The 19,448-nt window shown below is 61.0% G+C and carries 13 protein-coding genes and 4 tRNA genes; 2 read left to right on the top strand and 15 right to left on the bottom strand.

The features are described 5' to 3' along the window. The first annotated feature begins 54 nt into the window (after positions 1–54). Together H3H37_RS09515 and H3H37_RS09510 are read left to right on the top strand one after the other, a co-directional pair. Positions 55–1,218 carry an HPP family protein gene (locus H3H37_RS09515; RefSeq protein ID WP_182161797.1) on the top strand — a complete coding sequence of 388 codons (1,164 nt, stop codon included), beginning with the start codon at positions 55–57 and terminating at the stop codon, positions 1,216–1,218. A 95-nt stretch (positions 1,219–1,313) separates the two neighbouring features. Further along, positions 1,314–3,167 (top strand): DUF885 domain-containing protein, encoded by a 1,854-nt coding sequence (locus H3H37_RS09510; RefSeq protein ID WP_229218751.1) that lies wholly within the window; start codon positions 1,314–1,316, stop codon positions 3,165–3,167. 71 nt (positions 3,168–3,238) lie between these two features. Here H3H37_RS09510 and H3H37_RS09505 read toward each other — a convergent pair whose 3' ends face one another. From H3H37_RS09505 to H3H37_RS09435, 15 genes are all read right to left on the bottom strand, one after another. Then, on the bottom strand, positions 3,239–3,898 hold the full coding sequence (locus H3H37_RS09505; RefSeq protein WP_229218750.1) for a winged helix-turn-helix domain-containing protein: 660 nt from the start codon (positions 3,896–3,898) through the stop codon (positions 3,239–3,241). 105 nt (positions 3,899–4,003) lie between these two features. After that, positions 4,004–5,098, bottom strand: coding sequence for a cell division protein FtsZ (ftsZ, locus tag H3H37_RS09500; RefSeq protein WP_182162128.1), 1,095 nt, complete (start codon positions 5,096–5,098; stop codon positions 4,004–4,006). 245 nt (positions 5,099–5,343) lie between these two features. Further along, a complete protein-coding gene (gene rpoC, locus H3H37_RS09495) occupies positions 5,344–9,579 on the bottom strand; it encodes a DNA-directed RNA polymerase subunit beta' (RefSeq protein ID WP_182161795.1) in 4,236 nt (1,411 codons plus the stop codon). Between the two features lie 113 nt (positions 9,580–9,692). Beyond that, positions 9,693–13,799, bottom strand: a complete 4,107-nt coding sequence (rpoB, locus tag H3H37_RS09490) for a DNA-directed RNA polymerase subunit beta (RefSeq protein WP_182161793.1) — start codon at positions 13,797–13,799, stop codon at positions 9,693–9,695. Positions 13,800–14,062: 263 nt separating this feature from the next. Continuing rightward, entirely contained in the window at positions 14,063–14,440 is a 378-nt protein-coding gene (gene rplL / locus H3H37_RS09485) for a 50S ribosomal protein L7/L12 (protein WP_161035990.1), read from the bottom strand. A 66-nt stretch (positions 14,441–14,506) separates the two neighbouring features. Next, positions 14,507–15,025, bottom strand: coding sequence for a 50S ribosomal protein L10 (gene rplJ / locus H3H37_RS09480; protein WP_182161791.1), 519 nt, complete (start codon positions 15,023–15,025; stop codon positions 14,507–14,509). A gap of 313 nt (positions 15,026–15,338) precedes the next feature. Continuing rightward, positions 15,339–16,034, bottom strand: a complete 696-nt coding sequence (gene rplA / locus H3H37_RS09475; protein ID WP_182161789.1) for a 50S ribosomal protein L1 — start codon at positions 16,032–16,034, stop codon at positions 15,339–15,341. Positions 16,035–16,036: 2 nt separating this feature from the next. Beyond that, positions 16,037–16,468, bottom strand: coding sequence for a 50S ribosomal protein L11 (rplK, locus tag H3H37_RS09470; protein WP_093561569.1), 432 nt, complete (start codon positions 16,466–16,468; stop codon positions 16,037–16,039). Positions 16,469–16,579: 111 nt separating this feature from the next. Further along, on the bottom strand, positions 16,580–17,203 hold the full coding sequence (nusG, locus tag H3H37_RS09465; RefSeq protein WP_182161787.1) for a transcription termination/antitermination protein NusG: 624 nt from the start codon (positions 17,201–17,203) through the stop codon (positions 16,580–16,582). Next, positions 17,203–17,586: a preprotein translocase subunit SecE gene (gene secE / locus H3H37_RS09460; protein ID WP_182161785.1), complete on the bottom strand. Its 384-nt coding sequence runs from the start codon at positions 17,584–17,586 to the stop codon at positions 17,203–17,205. Before secE ends, nusG begins: the two co-directional genes overlap by 1 nt. 33 nt (positions 17,587–17,619) lie before the next feature. Then, positions 17,620–17,695 (bottom strand) — tRNA-Trp (locus tag H3H37_RS09455). 70 nt (positions 17,696–17,765) lie between these two features. Continuing rightward, positions 17,766–18,956: an elongation factor Tu gene (tuf, locus tag H3H37_RS09450; protein WP_182161783.1), complete on the bottom strand. Its 1,191-nt coding sequence runs from the start codon at positions 18,954–18,956 to the stop codon at positions 17,766–17,768. Positions 18,957–19,056: 100 nt separating this feature from the next. Continuing rightward, a tRNA-Thr gene (locus H3H37_RS09445) sits at positions 19,057–19,131 on the bottom strand. Positions 19,132–19,167: 36 nt separating this feature from the next. Then, positions 19,168–19,241: transfer RNA gene (locus H3H37_RS09440), tRNA-Gly, on the bottom strand. Positions 19,242–19,289: 48 nt separating this feature from the next. After that, positions 19,290–19,374, bottom strand: a tRNA-Tyr gene (locus tag H3H37_RS09435). Positions 19,375–19,448 lie beyond the last annotated feature (74 nt).

The raw sequence follows: 19,448 nt of genomic DNA, 5'->3' as shown, positions 1-19,448 counted from the left end.
GCACTGAGGCGCATCGTGGGATAATGTCCGACTCCCCGATTTTCACCTGACAATATGTTTGCCTTTTTCGAACGTTGGCTGCCTGCCCCCAACACGGCCAGCCGTAGCGAGCGCCTGCGCGCGTGCGCGGGCGCGGCGGCCGGCCTGCTGCTGACCGGACTGGTCGGCCATGTCATCCTGGCCCGCGACGGCATCAGCCTGTTCTTCGTGGCCCCGATGGGCGCCTCGGCCGTGCTGCTGTTCGCCTTGCCGGCCAGCCCGCTGGCCCAGCCGTGGTCGGTGATCGGCGGCAATGTCATCTCCGGCCTGGTCGGGGTAGCCTGCGTGCACTGGCTGGGCGCCAGCGTGCCGGTGGCCGCGCTGGCCGGCTGCCTGGCCATCGCCGCCATGTTCGCACTGCGCTGCCTGCATCCGCCGGGCGGCGCCGTGGCCCTGACGACCGTGATCGGCGGCCCGGCCGTGCTGGGCGCCGGTTTCCATTTCCCGCTGGTGACGGTGCTGTTCAACTGCGTCGTGCTGGTCAGTGCGGCTGTGCTCTACAACAACCTGACCGGACGCCGCTACCCGCACACGCAGCAGACCCCGCATCCCCATCCGCACGCCACCGCCGACGCCGTGCCCACCTCGCGCCTGGGCTTCGCGCCGGAAGACCTGGACGCCGTGCTGCGCGAATACAACCAGGTGCTGGACGTGAGCCGCGACGACCTGGAAGCGCTGTTCCTGCAGACGGAGCAACGGGCTTACCAGCGCCGCTTCGGCATCATCAGCTGCGCCGACATCATGTCGAAGGACGTCATCACGGCCGAGTTCGGCACGGGACTGGACCAGGCCTGGCGCGACATGCGCGGCCACAAGGTGGCCTCGCTGCCCGTGCTGAACCGGGCGCGGCGCGTGATCGGCATCGTGACCCAGGGTGATTTCCTCGAACATGGCGGTCTCGACGACTATCGCGGCGTGCGCCAGCGCCTGCGCCAGTTCCTGCGCCCCAGCGGCCTGACCCATACGGAAAAAGCGGAAGTGGTGGGCCAGATCATGCGCAGCAAGCCCGTCACGGCGCGGCTGGACACGCCCATCGTCGATCTGGTACCGCTGATGGCCGATGTCGGCTTCCATCACATCCCTATCGTCGACGAAGAGGAGCGATTTGCCGGCATCGTCACGCAATCGGACCTGGTCGCCGCGCTCTACGAGAGCCGCTTCGCGCGCGAGGCGGCCTGAGCGTCGTTCCATAAATTGTTGGGCAGGCGGGACACGATGGCGTATGCTTAGCGCCGTTTTGACCTATCCCCGACAATTCAGATCAGGAAACGACTATGACGCAACACCTCCGCTTCATGCTTGCTCCCCTGGCCGCCGCCGTGGCCCTGGCCTGCGCACCGCTGAGCCATGCCGCCGACCACGCCGCTACCCCGGCCGTGCAAGCCACCCAGGCCATCCCCGCCGCCACCCCGGCTGCCGTCCACAAGCAATTGCTGGCCCTGGCCGACACCTATTACCAAGCCACGGCCCGCTTCGAGCCGATCGGCGCGACAGAAAACGGCGACAACCGCTTCGATGACCAGCTGGGCCTGAGCATCGCGCCGGCCAACCGCGCCAAGCAGTTCGCGCTGTACCGCCAGTACAGCAAGCAACTGGCCGCCATCCCGCGCGCGCAGCTGGACCGCGGCGACCGCATCAACTACGACATCCTCGCCTTTGAGCTGCACGGCTTGCTGGCGATGGAGCGCTTCCCCGAGCACTTGCTGCCGATCAACCAGATGGACAGCGTGCCCGTGATGCTGGCCAACTATGCGGGCGGCGAGGCATCGCAGCCGATCGGCACCGTGGCGCAATATGACGCCTACCTGAGCCGGGTGTCCCAACTACCGGCCTGGATCGATCAGGCCATCGCCAACATGCGCGAAGGCATGCGCAAGGGCGTGACCCAGCCGCGCGCCATCATGGTGTCGGCCCTGCCCCAGTTCCAGAAACTGGTGAGCGCCACGCCGGAAACGAACATCTATTACACGCCCATCACCAAGCTGCCGGCCACGTTCTCCGACGCCGACAAGCAGCGCCTGACGGCCGCTTACCGCAGCACGGTCGCCGACAAGGTGATGCCGGCCCTGGCCCGCCTGGCCACCTTCCTGGAGAAGGAATACATTCCGGCCTGCCGCACCACGACCGGCCTCGGCAAGCTGCCGGACGGCATGGCCTGGTACCAGGCCCGTGTCGCCAACCAGACGACAACGTCGCTCAACCCCGAGCAAATCCACGCGATCGGCTTGCGTGAAGTGGCGACCATCCAGCATGAGTTCGAACTGCTGGGTCCGAAACTGGGCTATACCGGCCCCGCTTCCGGCCTGCCCGTGTGGGTGGCGCAGCAGGACAAGTTCCGCCCGTTCAAGACGGAAGAGGAAGTCCAGGCCGTCTACCACAAGCTCAACGACGTGCTCGACACCAAGCTGCCGCAACTGTTCACGCTGGTGCCCAAGGCCAAGCTGGACCTGCGGTTGGAGCCGGAACTGAGCCGCGCCACGGCCTCCGACCACTACACCGCGCCGGCCGGCGACGGTTCCCGTCCGGGCGTGTTCTGGTCCGTCGTCAACGACCCGACCAAGTACGGCAGCACGGGCATGACGACGCTGTTCCTGCACGAAGGCAAGCCCGGCCACCACTTCCACATCGCCCTGATGCAGGAACTGAACTTGCCGGACTTCCGCAAGTACGGCGGCAACAATGCCTACACGGAAGGCTGGGCCCTGTACGCGGAAACGCTGGGCAAGGAAATGGGCTTGTTCGACGACCCGGCCCAGTACTTCGGCCACCTGAACGACGCGCTGCTGCGCGCCGTGCGCCTGGTGGTGGACACGGGCATGCACGCCAAGGGCTGGACGCGCGAACAAAGCATCCAGTACATGCACGATACGCTCGGTTACGATGAAGTGGCCAAGAGCGAGACGGAGCGCTACATGGCGTGGCCGGCGCAGGCGCTCGGTTACCGGATCGGCATGCTGAAGATCGTCGAGCTGCGCCAGCGCGCGGCCGCCGCGCTGGGCGACAAGTTCAGCCTGCCGAAGTTCCATGAAGCCGTGCTGGGCGACGGCACGCTGCCGCTGGCCCTGCTGGAACAGAAGATCGACAACTGGATCGCCAGCCAGAAAGAGGCGCAAAAACAGGCGCAATAATCAGTTTTCATTGCGCAACGGGAACGGCATCCGCCAGGGCGCCGTTCCCGTTTTTTTATTCCAGCCGCTATTTATCCACCAGGTGGCGGGTTTATATGTTGAAACTGACGCCATTGCGCGTTCGCCTCCATTCCCATATCACCCAGTATTATCTTGTCCAAATCGGCTTCATCGCCGAGCACGAATAATTTCTTATCCCGCAGGACCTGAATAATAAAACTTTGCTGCTCGCGCAAGCGGCGGCGGAAATCGGGGACGGAATAAAGATTGGGATTAATCTTACGGCGTAATAAGCGCTCGGCCACCGGCAAGCGCGATAACAATTCGCCGTAACTGGTGTTATCACCGATCAATAACAATTCGACCGGCGTATCCAGCGCTTCCTGCTCTTTGGCGGTGGCGCCATACACAAATGCGACATTCAACACCCGTTGCAGCGGCACCAGCGCCGCGCGCAGCACGCTGACCAGGCCGAAGCTCTTTTTGACCAGGCTACTCAATTCCTCGTAGACCGGCGACTCCTTGTTCGGCCTGAACCGCCGCACATTGCCGATCCGCTCGGAGAGGATCAGACCGGCATCGTTCAGGCGCTTCAGCTCGCGCTGGGCCGAGGCGCTGCCCAAGCCCGTCAGCCGCATGATCTCGTTCAGGTGGAAACCGTCGTTGACGCGCACAAACAGCAATCCCAGCAGCTTTTGCTGGGCGGGTGTGAAGAGGGCTTGGGCGATCATGCGCCAAATCTTAGCATGGATATACCAGTTTCTGGCACGACAGACATGTAATCCATGCACCGCGATTGCGCCCTTGCCACATGTGCAGCCTGCGAAACGGGCGGGCTAGGAAGCGCTCTGGCGCAGCATCGCTTGTGGCAACGCCTCCCTCACCGCACCGCCCCGCAGCAGGCTGGAGGAACCCGGCCCCATGTGCCCACCCGGCGTCAAGCGCGACACCGGCGAGCGCCGCGCACCGGTCGCGAAGTCGCTGGGCCGGTTCAAGCCGGTGGCGACCACGGTCACGCGCATGGCGTCGCCCAGCGTCTCGTCGAAGACGGCGCCGAATTTGATGATGGCGTCGTCGCCAACCTGCGCGCAGATCACGTTCATCACCTGTTTGGTTTCGCGCAGTTTCAGGGTTTCCTCGGAGGCGGTGATGTTGACGAGCAAGCCACGCGCGGCCTGCAAGTTGGAGCCATCGAGCAGCGGGCAGGCGATGGCTTCCTCGGCCGCCTTGGTGGCCCGGTCGTCCCCGCTGTGCTGGGCGGAACCCATCATCGCGATGCCGGTCTGGCGCATGACCGTGCGCACGTCCTCGAAGTCGACGTTGATCATGCCGGGCACGGTGATGATTTCCGCGATGCCCGCCACGGCCTTGCTCAACACCTCGTCGGCGGCGGCGAACGCCTGCTTCTGCGTGATATCGTCGCCCAGCACTTCCTCCAGGCGGCTGTTGAGGACGATGACGAGCGAATCGACGCATTTCGCCAGCATCGCAATGCCCTCCTCCGCCACCCGCATGCGGCGCGGGCCTTCGAAGTCAAACGGCTTCGAGACGACGCCGACCGTCAAAATGCCCATTTCGCGCGCCACTTCGGCCACCACCGGCGCCGCGCCGGTGCCGGTGCCGCCGCCCATGCCGGCGGTGAGGAACACCATGTTGGCGCCCTTGAGCGCGTCGGCGATCACGGTGCGCTCGCGCAGCGCATTTTCGCGGCCGACAATCGGGTCGCTGCCGGCGCCCAGGCCGCTCTCGCCAAGCTGTATCCGTTTTTCGACGCGGGCAATCGACAGCGCCTGCGCATCAGTATTCGCGCAAATGAATTCGAACGACGCCACTCCGGTGGACGCCATGTGATTCACCGTATTGCCGCCCGCACCGCCAATGCCGATGACTTTAATCACCGTCTCGGGTTGGGTATGTTTATGCTCTAACAAAGAAGACTCCTTTTGATGGATTACGCCCGGCCAGCCGGGCCATCCGGCGGTGCTGGCCAAATATCGAATCCATTAGCCTAATGGCTGAGGCGCGCACGATACAGTGAATAAAAGTTTCATTCGCAAGCATTTGTAATACTGCGTGCAATTTACTGAGTGCAATTCAACGCGGTATTGTTTTGCAAAGTGCATGGGCGAAAAAAAACGGCACCCGAAGGTGCCGTTCTGTTTGCCGTGAAGCGCGATTACGCTTCGTCGCTGTGCGGGCTGACCTGTTCGGTCGATTCCGCTTCGGCGCTGGCGGCCATCGAGGCCTTTTCCGCCAGCAGCAGTGCCTGACGCTCTTCCACTTCCCACGCTTCCTTCTCTTTGCGTGCGCGGTGGAAGGCCAGACCCGTACCGCCAGGGATCAGACGACCAACGATGACGTTTTCCTTCAGGCCGCGCAGACCGTCGCGCTTGCCCATGATCGCCGCTTCCGTCAGCACGCGGGTGGTTTCCTGGAACGATGCGGCCGAGATGAACGAATCGGTCGACAGCGATGCCTTGGTAATACCCAGCAGCACGTTTTCGTAGGTCGCAGGGATCTTGCCTTCGGCGATCACGCGATCGTTTTCTTCCAGCAGCTCCGAACGCTCCACCTGCTCGCCAACGATGTAGTTGGTGTCGCCGGCGTTGGTGATCTGCACGCGGCGCAGCATCTGGCGCACGATCACTTCGATGTGCTTGTCGTTGATCTTCACGCCCTGCAGACGGTACACGTCCTGCACTTCGTCGACGATGTAACGAGCCAGCGCTTCGATACCCAGCAGACGCAGGATGTCTTGCGGATCGGCCGGGCCGTCCACGATCATCTCGCCCTTGTTCACCACCTGGCCGTCGTGCACCAACACTTGCTTGTCCTTGGTGATCAGGAACTCGTGCTTGTTGCCGTCCATGTCCGTGATTTCCAGACGCTGCTTGCCCTTGGTTTCCTTACCGAAGGCCACGGTACCGGTGACTTCCGCCAGCATACCGGCATCCTTCGGCGAACGGGCTTCGAACAGCTCGGCCACGCGCGGCAGACCACCGGTAATATCGCGGGTCTTCTGCGATTCGGTCGGGATACGTGCCAGCACTTCACCGACGGACACTTGCTGGCCATCTTTCACCATGATCAGCGCGCCGACCTGGAAGCCGATCGCCACCGAGTGCTCGGTGCCGGCGATCTTCACTTCGTTGCCGTCGTCGTTCAGCAGTTTCACCTGCGGACGCATGGTCTTGGTCAGCGAACCGCGACGTTTGGCGTCGATCACCACCAGCGTGGCCAGACCGGTCACTTCGTCCACCTGGCGGGCCACGGTCACGCCTTCTTCGACGTTCTCGAAACGCACCGTACCGGCGTACTCGGTGATGATCGGACGGGTCAGCGGATCCCAGGTCGCCAGGGCCGTACCGGCCTTGATGACCATGCCATCCTTGACGATCAGGGTCGCGCCGTACGGCACTTTGTGGCGCTCGCGCTCACGGCCGTGGTCGTCGACGATCAGCACTTCACCGGAACGGGAAATGACGATCTGCGCACCCTTGCCGTTGGTCACATAACGCATGGTCGAGGTGAAGCGGATGGTACCGTTCGACTTCGCTTCCACCGACGATGCCACTGCCGCACGCGACGCCGCACCACCGATGTGGAAGGTACGCATGGTCAGCTGGGTACCAGGTTCACCGATCGACTGCGCCGCCACCACACCAACGGCTTCGCCGGCGTTGACCAGCAGGCCGCGGCCCAGGTCGCGGCCGTAGCACTTGGCGCACAGGCCGTAGCGCGTGTCGCAGGTCAGCGGGGTACGGACTTTGACTTCGTCGATCGACAGACGCTCGATCTCTTCGACCATGTCCTCGTCCATCAGCGTGCCGGCTTCGTACAGGGTTTCCTGGGTTTCAGGATTGACCACGTCGTTCACCACCACACGGCCCAGGATACGGTCGCGCAGCGCTTCGATCACTTCACCGCCTTCGACCATCGCCTTCATGATGGTGCCGTTGGAAGTGCCGCAATCGTCCTCGATCACCACCAGATCCTGGGTCACGTCGACCAGACGACGGGTCAGGTAACCGGAGTTTGCCGTCTTCAGCGCCGTATCGGCCAGACCCTTACGGGCGCCGTGGGTCGAGATGAAGTACTGCAACACGTTCAGACCTTCGCGGAAGTTCGCGGTAATCGGGGTTTCGATAATCGAACCGTCCGGTTTCGCCATCAGACCGCGCATACCGGCCAGCTGACGGATCTGGGCCGCCGAACCGCGGGCGCCCGAGTCGGCCATCATGTAAATCGCGTTGAACGATTCCTGGGTCGACTTGGTGCCGTCACGCTTGATGACGTCTTCCACTTTCAGCTGGTCCATCATGGCCTTGCCGACTTCGTCCGAGGTCTTGCCCCAGATGTCGACCACCTTGTTGTAACGCTCGCCCGCGGTCACCAGACCGGAAGCGTACTGCTGTTCGATCTGCTTGACTTCCGATTCGGCGGTCGAGATCAGGGTCACCTTCTGAGGCGGCACCAGCATGTCGTCCACGCAGATCGAGATACCGGCGCGCGTTGCCAGGCGGAAGCCCGACTGCATCAGCTGGTCGGCGAACACGACGGTGGCGCGCAGGCCGCACTTGCGGAACGAGGTGTTGATCAGGCGCGAGATTTCCTTCTTCTTCAGGGCGCGGTTCAGCACGCTGAACGGCAAGCCCTTCGGCAGGATTTCCGACAGGATGGCGCGGCCGACGGTCGTCTCGTAACGGGTCACGGTACGCACGAATTCGCCCGTCGCGTGATCCTTCGGATGCTCGACGATACGGACCGTGATACGGGTGGTCAGTTCCACTTCCTTGTTGTCGTAGGCACGGATGACTTCCGACACGTCGGGGAACAGCATACCTTCGTTCTTGGCGTTGATCGCCTCGCGGGTCGCGTAGTACAGACCCAGCACGATATCCTGCGACGGCACGATCGACGGTTCGCCGTTCGATGGGAACAGGATGTTGTTCGACGCCAGCATCAGGGTGCGCGCTTCCATCTGCGCTTCGATCGACAGCGGCACGTGGACTGCCATCTGGTCACCGTCGAAGTCGGCGTTGAACGCCGCGCAGACCAGCGGGTGCAGCTGGATGGCCTTGCCTTCGATCAGGACCGGCTCGAACGCCTGGATACCGAGACGGTGCAGCGTAGGCGCACGGTTCAGCATGATCGGGTGTTCGCGGATCACGTCTTCCAGGATGTCCCACACCACCGGTTCTTGAATCTCAACCAGTTTTTTGGCGGCCTTGATGGTGGTCGCCAGACCCATCAGTTCGAGCTTGTTGAAGATAAATGGTTTAAACAGCTCGAGGGCCATCAGCTTCGGCAGACCGCACTGGTGCAGTTTCAGCTGCGGACCCACCACGATGACCGAACGGCCCGAGTAGTCGACGCGCTTACCCAGCAAGTTCTGACGGAAGCGGCCGCCCTTACCCTTGATCATTTCAGCCAGCGACTTCAGCGGACGCTTGTTGGCGCCGGTCATCGCTTTGCCGCGACGGCCGTTGTCCAGCAGCGAGTCCACTGCTTCCTGCAGCATGCGCTTTTCGTTGCGCGTGATGATCTCTGGCGCACGCAGCTCCATCAGACGCTTCAGACGGTTGTTACGGTTGATGACGCGACGATACAGGTCGTTCAGGTCGGAGGTCGCGAAGCGGCCGCCGTCCAGTGGCACCAGGGGGCGCAGTTCCGGCGGCAGCACCGGCAGCACTTCCATGATCATCCACTCAGGCTTGATGCCCGAACGCTGGAACGCTTCCAGCACTTTCAGGCGCTTGGCGTATTTCTTGATCTTCGCTTCGGACTTCGATTCCTTCAGTTCCACGCGCAGGGTCTCGGCATCGCGGTGGATGTCGATCGAGCGCAGCAGTTCACGGATACCTTCGGCGCCCATGAAGGCGGTGAAGTCGTCGCCGTACTCTTCGTACTTGGCGGCGTAATCGTCTTCCGACATGATCTGGCACTTCTTCAGCGGGGTCATGCCGGGATCGGTCACGACGTATGCTTCGAAGTACAGCACGCGCTCGATGTCGCGCAAGGTCATGTCCAGCACCATGCCGAGGCGCGAAGGCAGCGACTTCAGGAACCAGATGTGGGCGGTAGGCGAAGCCAGCTCGATGTGGCCCATGCGCTCACGGCGCACCTTGGCCAGCGTCACTTCCACGCCGCACTTCTCGCAGATCACACCGCGGTGTTTCAGGCGCTTGTACTTGCCGCACAGGCACTCGTAGTCCTTGATCGGGCCAAAGATTTTCGCGCAGAACAGACCGTCGCGCTCAGGCTTGAAGGTGCGGTAGTTGATGGTTTCCGGCTTCTTGACTTCGCCGTAGGACCACGAACGGATTTTTTCAGGCGAGGCGAGACCGATCTTGATCGCGTCAAAGGTCTCGTTCGTCTGTACTTGCTTGAATAGATCGAGCAGTGCTTTCATGTATCACTCCAGAGGTGATTAAATTTCGTATTACCTGAGACACCATCGCCCGGCCGGGTTTCCCCGCCGGGCTTAGTCTGTCTCAAACCAAAAGACAGGTGGAACGCTGTCGATCAGTTGCGTTCGAGGTCGATGTCGATACCCAGCGAACGGATTTCCTTGACCAGCACGTTGAACGATTCAGGCATACCGGCGTCGATCACGTGGTCGCCCTTGACCAGGTTCTCGTACACTTTGGTACGGCCGTTCACGTCATCGGACTTCACGGTCAGCATTTCCTGCAGCACGTACGAGGCGCCGTACGCTTCCAGTGCCCACACCTCCATCTCACCGAAGCGCTGGCCACCGAACTGGGCTTTACCGCCCAGCGGCTGCTGCGTCACCAGCGAGTATGGACCGGTGGAACGGGCGTGCATCTTGTCGTCGACCAAGTGGTGCAGTTTCAGCATGTGCATCACGCCCACGGTGACCTTGCGCTCGAACGCTTCGCCGGTGCGGCCGTCGTACATGGTGACCTGGTTCTTCGAAGGCGTCATGCCCAGCTTGGCGGCGATGTCGTCCGGGTACGCCAGGTCCAGCATGCGGCGGATTTCCGATTCGTGCGCGCCGTCGAACACCGGCGTTGCGAACGGCACACCCTTCTTCAGGTTGTGCGCCAGCTTCATGATCTCTTCGTCGTCGAACTCGGACAGATCCTCGCCGCGGCCCTTCTCGTTGTAGACGGTGGCCAGGAACTTGCGCATCTCTTCGACCTTGATCTGCTGCTGCAGCATTTCGCCGATACGGATGCCCAGGCCCTTGGCGGCCCAGCCCAGGTGGGTCTCGAGAATCTGACCCACGTTCATACGCGAAGGAACGCCCAGCGGGTTCAGCACCACGTCGGCCGGCGTGCCGTCGGCCATGTACGGCATGTCTTCCACAGGGACGATACGCGAGACCACACCCTTGTTACCGTGGCGGCCTGCCATCTTGTCGCCCGACTGCAGGCGGCGCTTGACGGCCAGGTAGACCTTGACCATCTTCTGCACGCCAGGCTGCAGCTCGTCGCCTTGCGTCAGCTTCTTGCGCTTCTCTTCGAAGGCCAGGTCGAACTGGTGGCGCTTCTCGTTGATCGATTCCTTGATCGCTTCGAGGGCGGTGGCGGCCGTGTCGTCGGCCGGACGGATGTCGAACCAGTGGTACTTGTCCAGATCGGCCAGGTATTCCTTGGTGATCTTGGCGCCCTTGGCCAGCTTCTTCGGACCGCCGTTGACCACTTGGCCAGTCAGCATTTTTTCCAGACGCTGGAAGGCGTCGCCCTCCACGATACGCATCTGGTCGTTCAGGTCCAGGCGGAAACGCTTCAGCTCGTCGTCGATGATCTGCTGGGCGCGCTTGTCGCGCACGATGCCTTCGCGGGTGAACACTTGCACGTCGATCACGGTGCCGACCATGCCCGAAGGCACGCGCAGCGAGGTGTCTTTCACGTCCGATGCTTTTTCACCGAAGATGGCGCGCAGCAGCTTCTCTTCCGGCGTCAGCTGGGTTTCGCCCTTCGGCGTCACCTTGCCGACCAGCGTGTCGCCAGCCTGCACTTCAGCGCCGATGTAGACGATACCGGACTCGTCCAGACGAGCCAGCTGGTTTTCCGCCAGGTTCGAGATGTCGCGCGTGATTTCTTCCGCGCCCAGCTTGGTGTCGCGGGCCACCACGGACAGTTCTTCGATGTGGATCGAGGTGTAACGGTCGTCCTTGACGACGTTTTCCGAGATCAGGATCGAGTCCTCGAAGTTCAGACCATTCCATGGCATGAAGGCCACGGTCATGTTCTGGCCCAGTGCCAGCTCGCCCAGGTCGGTCGATGCGCCGTCGGCGATCACGTCGCGCTTGGCCACACGGTCGCCCACTTTGACGATAGGACGCTGGTTGATGTTGGTGTTCTGGTTGGAACGGGTGTACTTGATCAGGTTGTAGATGTCCACACCCACTTCGCCCGCTTGCGCTTCGTCGTCGTTGACGCGAATCACGACGCGGCCGGCGTCGATGTAGTCCACCACGCCGCCACGCAGCGCCTGCACGGTGGTGCCGGAGTCGACCGCCACGGTGCGCTCGATACCGGTACCGACCAGCGCCTTCTCAGGACGCAGGCAAGGCACAGCCTGACGTTGCATGTTGGCACCCATCAATGCGCGGTTCGCGTCATCGTGCTCGAGGAACGGAATCAGCGACGCTGCCACGGACACGATCTGGCCTGGGGCCACGTCCATGTACTGGATGCGCTCTGGCGACACCAGGATGGTTTCGCCGGCTTCACGGGCCGACACCAGCTCGTCGCACAGCTTGCCGTCATCGTCGATGGTGGCGTTGGCCTGGGCGATGATGTAGCGGCCTTCTTCGATGGCCGACAGGTAGTCGATCTGGTCGGTGATCTTGGAGTCCACCACCTTGCGGTATGGGGTTTCCAGGAAGCCGTATTCGTTCAGGCGGGCGTACAGTGCCAGCGAGTTGATCAGACCGATGTTCGGGCCTTCAGGCGTTTCGATCGGGCACACGCGGCCGTAGTGGGTCGGGTGCACGTCGCGCACCTCGAAGCCGGCGCGTTCGCGGGTCAGACCGCCAGGGCCCAGGGCCGAGACGCGGCGCTTGTGGGTGATTTCCGACAGCGGGTTGGTCTGGTCCATGAACTGCGACAGCTGCGACGAACCGAAGAACTCGCGGATGGCGGCCGAGATCGGCTTGGAGTTGATCAGGTCGTGCGGCATCAGGTTGTCCGCCTCGGCCTGGCCCAGGCGTTCCTTGACGGCGCGCTCGACGCGCACCAGGCCGGCGCGGAACTGGTTCTCGGCCAGCTCGCCCACGCAACGCACGCGGCGGTTGCCCAGGTGGTCGATATCGTCCACTTCGCCGCGGCCATTGCGCAGCTCGACGAGGATCTTGATCACGGCCAGCACGTCTTCGTTCGACAGCGTCATGGCGCCGGTCAGTTCATCGCGGCCGATGCGGCGGTTGAACTTCATGCGGCCCACGGCCGACAGGTCGTAACGGTCGGCGCTGTAGAACAGGCCGTTGAACAGGGCTTCCACCGAATCTTCCGTTGGCGGTTCGCCAGGACGCATCATGCGGTAGATCGCCACGCGGGCGGCCATCTGGTCGGCCGTGTCGTCGATGCGCAGGGTCTGCGAGATGTAGGCGCCCTGGTCCAGGTCGTTCGTGTACAGGGTCTGGATGGCGCTGATGTTGGCTTCGCGCAGGCGGCCCAGCACGTCTTCGGTCAGCTCATCGTTGGCGTTGGCCACCACTTCGCCCGTTTCCGGATCGACGATGTTCTTGGCCAGCACGCGGCCCAGCAGGTAATCTTCAGGCACGGAGATGTGCTTGATGCCGGCCGCTTCGATGTCGCGCACGTGGCGCGCGTTGATACGCTTGTCCTTCAGCACCAGGGTCTTGCCGGACTTGTCGACGATGTCGAAACGGGCCACTTCGCCACGCAGGCGCTCGGCCACGAACTCCATCTCGGCGCCTTCCGAGCGCAGGTTGAAGTTGTCGAACACGAAGAAGTTGGCCAGGATCTGCTCGTGCGACATGCCGATCGCTTTCAGCAGGATGGTCACGGGCATCTTGCGGCGGCGGTCGACGCGGAAGAACAGGATGTCTTTCGGGTCGAACTCGAAGTCCAGCCACGAGCCGCGGTAAGGAATGATGCGGGCCGAGAACAGCAGCTTGCCCGACGAGTGGGTCTTGCCACGGTCGTGCTCGAAGAACACGCCAGGGGAGCGGTGCAGCTGAGAAACGATCACGCGCTCGGTACCATTGATCACGAACGAGCCGGTGGTGGTCATCAGGGGCAGTTCGCCCATGTAGACTTCCTGTTCCTTCATTTCCTTGACCACAGGCTTGGTCGGCGATTCCTTGTCCAGGATCACCAGGCGCACCTTGGCGCGCAGCGGCGAGGCGAACGTCAGGCCGCGCAGCTGGCATTCCTTGACGTCGAAGGCGGGGTCGCCCAGCACGTACGACAGGAACTCGAGGCGCGCGAAACCATTGTGCGACACGATCGGGAAGATGGAGGTGAAGGCCGACTGCAGGCCGTCGTTCTTGCGCGCGGATGGGGCGACATCCTCTTGCAGGAAGCTGTGGTAGGACTCGAGCTGGGTAGCCAGCAGGAACGGAACGTGGTGAACGTTGGCGCGCTTCGCGAATGATTTGCGAATGCGTTTCTTCTCAGTAAATGAGTAGTGCATGGACACTCCGTGAGTGACAGAAAGGATAGAAAGTTCAGGTTTTGCTTGTATTCAGCAGCGTCGGCTGCGTGTCACACAGACGAAACCTCAAGGCTCTACCATTTCCAGCTGATTCAATGAACTGCGTACTTCCGTAGCGTAGTAAAAACGCTACAAATACGACAAAGACGACAAAGGAGCCAAAGCCGGATTACCCCCTTCGCAGGGGGGAATCCGCAGCTTTGGCTCGTGGCGCTAAGCTAACTAGCCGCCGTACTACAGTATTACTTCAGGTCGGCCTTGGCGCCAGCTTCTTCCAGCTTCTTCTTAGCGGCTTCAGCGTCAGCTTTCGACAGAGCTTCTTTCACGGTCTTCGGTGCGCCGTCGACCAGGTCTTTGGCTTCCTTCAGGCCCAGGCCGGTGATTTCGCGCACGGCTTTAATCACGCCCACTTTGTTCGCGCCCACTTCGGACAGAACCAGGTTGAACTCGGTTTGCTCTTCAGCAGCAGCTGCGCCGCCGGCTGCGCCGCCAGCTGCAGGAGCAGCCATTGCAGCGGCCGAAACGCCGAACTTCTCTTCGAAAGCTTTGACCAGTTCGTTCAGGTCCATCACGGACATTTCGCTCACTGCGTTCAGGATGTCGTCTTTGCTAATTGCCATTTGAAACTCCAATAATTTGTTGATTCGTTAATACATCGGTTGGTACTTGAGAAAAAACCGGCCAGCTTACGCTGCGGCTTCCGCTTCCGCGGGAGCGCCTTCCGATTTCTTCGCCGCCAGAGCGGCCAGACCACGTGCAAAGCCCGACACCGGAGCCAGCATAACGCCCAACAGCTGCGAGATGAGGACTTCACGGCTAGGAATGCTCGCCAGCGCGGCGACGGCAGCTTGATCCAGCTGCTTGCCTGCGTAGTTACCTGCCTTGATGACCAGTTTGTCGTTGGTTTTAGCGAAGTCGTTGATGACTTTAGCTGCGGCAACGGCGTCGTCCGAGATCGAGTAGATCAGCGGACCGGTCATTTGATCGGCCAGGTTGGCGAACTGCGTGCCTTCGACGGAGCGACGAGCGAGGGTGTTTTTCAACACTCGCAGGTACACGCCTTGAGCGCGCGCTTTAGCACGAAGTTGCGTCAAGTGAGCAACCTGGATGCCACGATATTCGGCCACGACGATGGTTTGCGCAGTTGCTACTTTTGCGGAAACTTCGGCGACGACGGCCTTTTTGTCATTCAGATTGAGACCCACGGTCAACCTCCTTAAATGATGTTCGGTGGACCTGACCCTATGGCCAGGGACCTCGCATCGGTTCGAACACGGCGTCCGACGTTAAGAAGTACAGAACTGAGCGGATGAATTCACGCAGCATGGACTACAAAACTTGCTCGGGTACACCATCTGCGTTGGGCGCGCCCCGGTTGCCCGGTTTGCTGCTTATCCTCCCGCATATGCGATCACGGTTGGCCCAACGGTCTTTGATTGTCTGGCTGTGATACAAACCACATATCACAGCCAGCCCAAAGATGCGCCCCGTGAATCACGGGGACTTAATTCTTGAAACTTAAGCTGCCAGCGAAGCCTGGTCAACACGGACGCCAGCGCCCATGGTCGACGAGATCGCCACTTTGCGCAGGTACACGCCCTTGCTGGTGGCTGGCTTGGCCTTGTTCAGCGCGTCGATCAGGGCAACCAGGTTGCTCTTCAGGTCGGCGTCGGTGAACGACTTGCGGCCGATGGTGGCGTGGATGATACCGGACTTGTCGGTACGGTACTGCACCTGGCCGGCCTTGGCGTTCTTCACGGCGGTGGCGACGTCAGGGGTCACGGTGCCAACCTTCGGGTTAGGCATCAGGCCGCGTGGGCCCAGGATCTGGCCCAGGGTACCGACGATACGCATGGTGTCAGGCGAAGCGATGACGATGTCGAAAGGCATGTCGCCGGCTTTGACGCGCTCGGCCAGGTCTTCCATACCAACGACGTCGGCGCCGGCTGCCTTGGCAGCTTCAGCCTTTTCGCCCGAGGCGAACACGGCCACGCGAACGGTTTTGCCGGTGCCGGCTGGCAGCACGACGGAACCACGGACCACCTGGTCGGATTTCTTAGGATCCACGCCCAGTTGCACGGCCACGTCGATCGATTCATTGAACTTGGCGGTGGCCAGTTCCTTGATCAGGGCGACGGCGTTGTCGAATGGGTAGGCCTTGGTGCGGTCGACCTTGGCTTTGATTGCTTTAACGCGCTTGGACAGTTTTGCCATGATTACAGGCCCTCCACCGTGATGCCCATCGAACGAGCGGAACCAGCGATGGTGCGCACAGCGGCGTCCATGTCGGCGGCGGTCAGGTCCGGGGTCTTCAGTTTAGCGATTTCTTCCGCTTGAGCGCGGGTCAGTTTGCCCACTTTGTCAGTGTGCGGCTTCGGCGAACCCTTGGTGACACCCGAGTGCTTCTTGATCAGGTAGGTCGCGGGTGGCGTCTTCATCACGAAGGTGAAGGACTTGTCGGCGAAGGCGGTGATCACGACGGGGATCGGCATGCCTGGTTCCATACCTTGGGTCTGGGCGTTGAACGCCTTGCAGAATTCCATGATGTTCAGACCGCGCTGACCCAGCGCTGGGCCGATCGGTGGGGATGGGTTTGCTTTACCAGCTGGCACTTGCAGCTTGATAAAACCAATGATTTTCTTTGCCATGATGGCTCCTATCGTTGGATTGAGTAGTAGCGCCCCGCGTGGCAATCGCTTGCCGTGGCGGGGCTCCTCTTAGTTACCGGATTCGCTGGACTGCCGCGCTCCGGTGGGCGCTTAGACTTTTTCGACCTGGCCGAACTCGAGTTCGACGGGGGTGGCGCGGCCGAAGATGGTGACGGAGACACGCACCTTGGATTTCTCGTAGTTGACTTCTTCGACGTTGCCGTTGAAGTCAGTGAACGGACCATCCTTGATACGCACCTGCTCGCCCACTTCGTACAGCACTTTGGGACGGGGCTTCTCGACGCCTTCCTGCATTTGCTGCATGATCTTGTCGATTTCGCGGGCCGGGATCGGGGTCGGCTTGTTCGACTTGCCGCCGATAAAGCCGGTGACCTTGCTGGTGTTCTTCACCAGGTGCCAGGTTTCATCCGTCATTTCCATTTCCACCAGCACATAGCCAGGGAAGAAACGACGTTCGGTGACCGATTTCTGGCCGTTCTTGACTTCCACCACTTCTTCGGTGGGCACCAGGATCTGGCCGAACTGGTCTTGCATGCCGGCGCGCTCGACGCGCTCCATCAGCGCGCGCTGCACGCTCTTTTCCATGCCGGAATAGGCGTGCACCACGTACCAGCGCTTGTTCGAGACGGGGACGCTCACGGGCGTGCTAAGCTCAGCGCCAGCATCTTGTGCCGGAACGCTGCCCGGCACCTCATCTTGCACATTTTCGCTCATTATTTTCTAATACCCAGGATAACGTCGTACAACAGGAATTCCAGCGTCTTGTCCGTGCCCCACAGGAAGATCGCCATGATCAGCACAAAGGCGAACACGATGCCTGTGATCTGACCCGCTTCGCGGCGGGTCGGCCATACCACCTTCTTCGTTTCGCGCACGGCTTCTTTGGCGAAATTGAGGAAGTCACGGCCAGTGGTCGAAGTCCACAAGATCAAAACGGCAAAAGCCAAACCAGCTACTAGTGCGCCTGCGCGTACCAGAGCTGGTTTGTCTGCCAGGTAGTAAAACCCGACCACTCCTGCGATCATCACGACAATCGCCGCGATCACCTTGATCTTGTCATTCGACGTGCTAACAGTCTGCACGGATTGATTTGACATTTTTTACTTTCGGTGCCACTGCACCAGAATTGGTGGCAGGGACGGAGGGCATCGAACCCCCAACCTTCGGTTTTGGAGACCGACGCTCTGCCAATTGAGCTACGTCCCTACGTAAAACTTGAAGAGGAAGGATCTATCATACCACCCGGGACACCCCAGGTGGTAGTCAGGATCAGTCCTTAGGCGATGATTTTTGCAACCACGCCGGCGCCGACGGTACGGCCACCTTCGCGGATTGCGAAGCGCAGACCTTCTTCCATTGCGATCGGGTTGATCAGCTTGACGGTGATCGACACGTTGTCGCCTGGCATAACCATTTCTTTATCGGCTGGCAGCTCGATCGAACCGGTCACGTCCGTGGTACGGAAGTAGAACTGTGGACGGTAGTTGTTGAAGAACGGGGTGTGACGACCACCTTCGTCTTTCGACAGCACATAGATCTCGCCGGTGAAGTGGTTGTGCGGCTTGATCGAACCTGGCTTGGCCAGAACCTGGCCACGCTCCACGTCTTCACGCTTGGTGCCGCGCAGCAGCAGACCAACGTTGTCGCCAGCTTGACCCTGGTCCAGCAGCTTGCGGAACATTTCCACGCCGGTGCAGGTGGTCTTGACGGTGTCTTTGATGCCGACGATTTCGATCTCTTCGCCAACCTTGATCACGCCACGCTCAACACGGCCGGTCACCACGGTGCCGCGACCCGAGATCGAGAACACGTCTTCCACAGGCATCAGGAAGGCGCCGTCCACAGCGCGCTCTGGCGTTGGGATGTAGGAATCCAGGGCTTCAGCCAGTTGCATGATGGCCTGTTCGCCCAGTGGGCCAGTGTCGCCGTCCAGCGCCATACGGGCCGAACCTTTGACGATAGGCAGGTCGTCGCCTGGGAACTCGTACTTCGACAGCAGCTCGCGCACTTCCATTTCGACCAGTTCCAGCAGTTCTGCGTCGTCGACCAGGTCGCACTTGTTCAGGAACACGATGATGTATGGAACGCCAACCTGACGGGCCAGCAGGATGTGCTCGCGGGTCTGTGGCATTGGGCCGTCAGCGGCCGAGCACACCAGGATCGCGCCGTCCATCTGGGCAGCACCGGTGATCATGTTTTTGATGTAGTCGGCGTGGCCTGGGCAGTCAACGTGAGCGTAGTGACGGGTAGCGGTTTCGTACTCGACGTGCGCGGTGTTGATGGTGATGCCGCGTGCCTTTTCTTCAGGAGCAGCGTCGATCTGGTCGTAGGCTTTAGCTTCGCCGCCGAATTTCTTCGACAGTACGGTTGCGATCGCAGCGGTCAGGGTGGTCTTGCCGTGGTCAACGTGACCAATGGTGCCGACGTTGACGTGCGGCTTGGTCCGCTCGAATTTCTCTTTTGCCATTTTAGACTCCTAACGAATTGGTGTGATTGCCAGGGCTCGCGCCCGACTGTCATTGATAGTGCTACTTATACTGCCGTATTGCTACGAATACCGCGAATTCTGGTGCCCTTGACGTGGATTGAACACGTGGCCTCTCCCTTACCAAGGGAGTGCTCTACCACTGAGCTACAAGGGCTTATTGTTGCGACACACTATATATGCCGCGTCATGCTGGAGCGGGTGAAGGGAATCGAACCCTCGTCATAAGCTTGGAAGGCTTCAGCTCTACCATTGAGCTACACCCGCGAGGTTTCGTTCACTTCTTCATTGCCACTCAGTCGTCCTGCAACAACTTGGTGGAGGGGGCTGGATTCGAACCAGCGTACTCATAGAGAACAGATTTACAGTCTGTCGCCTTTAACCACTCGGCCACCCCTCCGCGAGGAACCGCAGAGTATGAAGCAACTTCTTCGACTTGTCAATCATCTTCAGCAGTTATTTCCTGCTGCAGCG

It is taken from the genome of Rugamonas brunnea (genome assembly GCF_014042345.1).
GTDB lineage: Bacteria > Pseudomonadota > Gammaproteobacteria > Burkholderiales > Burkholderiaceae_D > Rugamonas > Rugamonas brunnea.
Note: the sequence above shows the minus strand (reverse complement) of the source record. Positions and strands in the feature narration are given on the sequence as shown.

Excerpts from the sequence above, each read along its gene's own strand:
- H3H37_RS09515 (WP_182161797.1), top strand. The coding sequence starts at position 55 with ATGTTTGCCTTTTTCGAACGTTGGCTGCCTGCCCCCAACACGGCCAGC.
- rplL (WP_161035990.1), bottom strand. The coding sequence starts at position 14,440 with ATGGCAATTAGCAAAGACGACATCCTGAACGCAGTGAGCGAAATGTCC.
- H3H37_RS09505 (WP_229218750.1), bottom strand. The coding sequence starts at position 3,898 with ATGATCGCCCAAGCCCTCTTCACACCCGCCCAGCAAAAGCTGCTGGGA.
- rpoC (WP_182161795.1), bottom strand. The coding sequence starts at position 9,579 with ATGAAAGCACTGCTCGATCTATTCAAGCAAGTACAGACGAACGAGACC.
- rplK (WP_093561569.1), bottom strand. The coding sequence starts at position 16,468 with ATGGCAAAGAAAATCATTGGTTTTATCAAGCTGCAAGTGCCAGCTGGT.
- nusG (WP_182161787.1), bottom strand. The coding sequence starts at position 17,203 with ATGAGCGAAAATGTGCAAGATGAGGTGCCGGGCAGCGTTCCGGCACAA.
- H3H37_RS09510 (WP_229218751.1), top strand. The coding sequence starts at position 1,314 with ATGACGCAACACCTCCGCTTCATGCTTGCTCCCCTGGCCGCCGCCGTG.
- rplA (WP_182161789.1), bottom strand. The coding sequence starts at position 16,034 with ATGGCAAAACTGTCCAAGCGCGTTAAAGCAATCAAAGCCAAGGTCGAC.
- tuf (WP_182161783.1), bottom strand. The coding sequence starts at position 18,956 with ATGGCAAAAGAGAAATTCGAGCGGACCAAGCCGCACGTCAACGTCGGC.
- rpoB (WP_182161793.1), bottom strand. The coding sequence starts at position 13,799 with ATGCACTACTCATTTACTGAGAAGAAACGCATTCGCAAATCATTCGCG.
- secE (WP_182161785.1), bottom strand. The coding sequence starts at position 17,586 with ATGTCAAATCAATCCGTGCAGACTGTTAGCACGTCGAATGACAAGATC.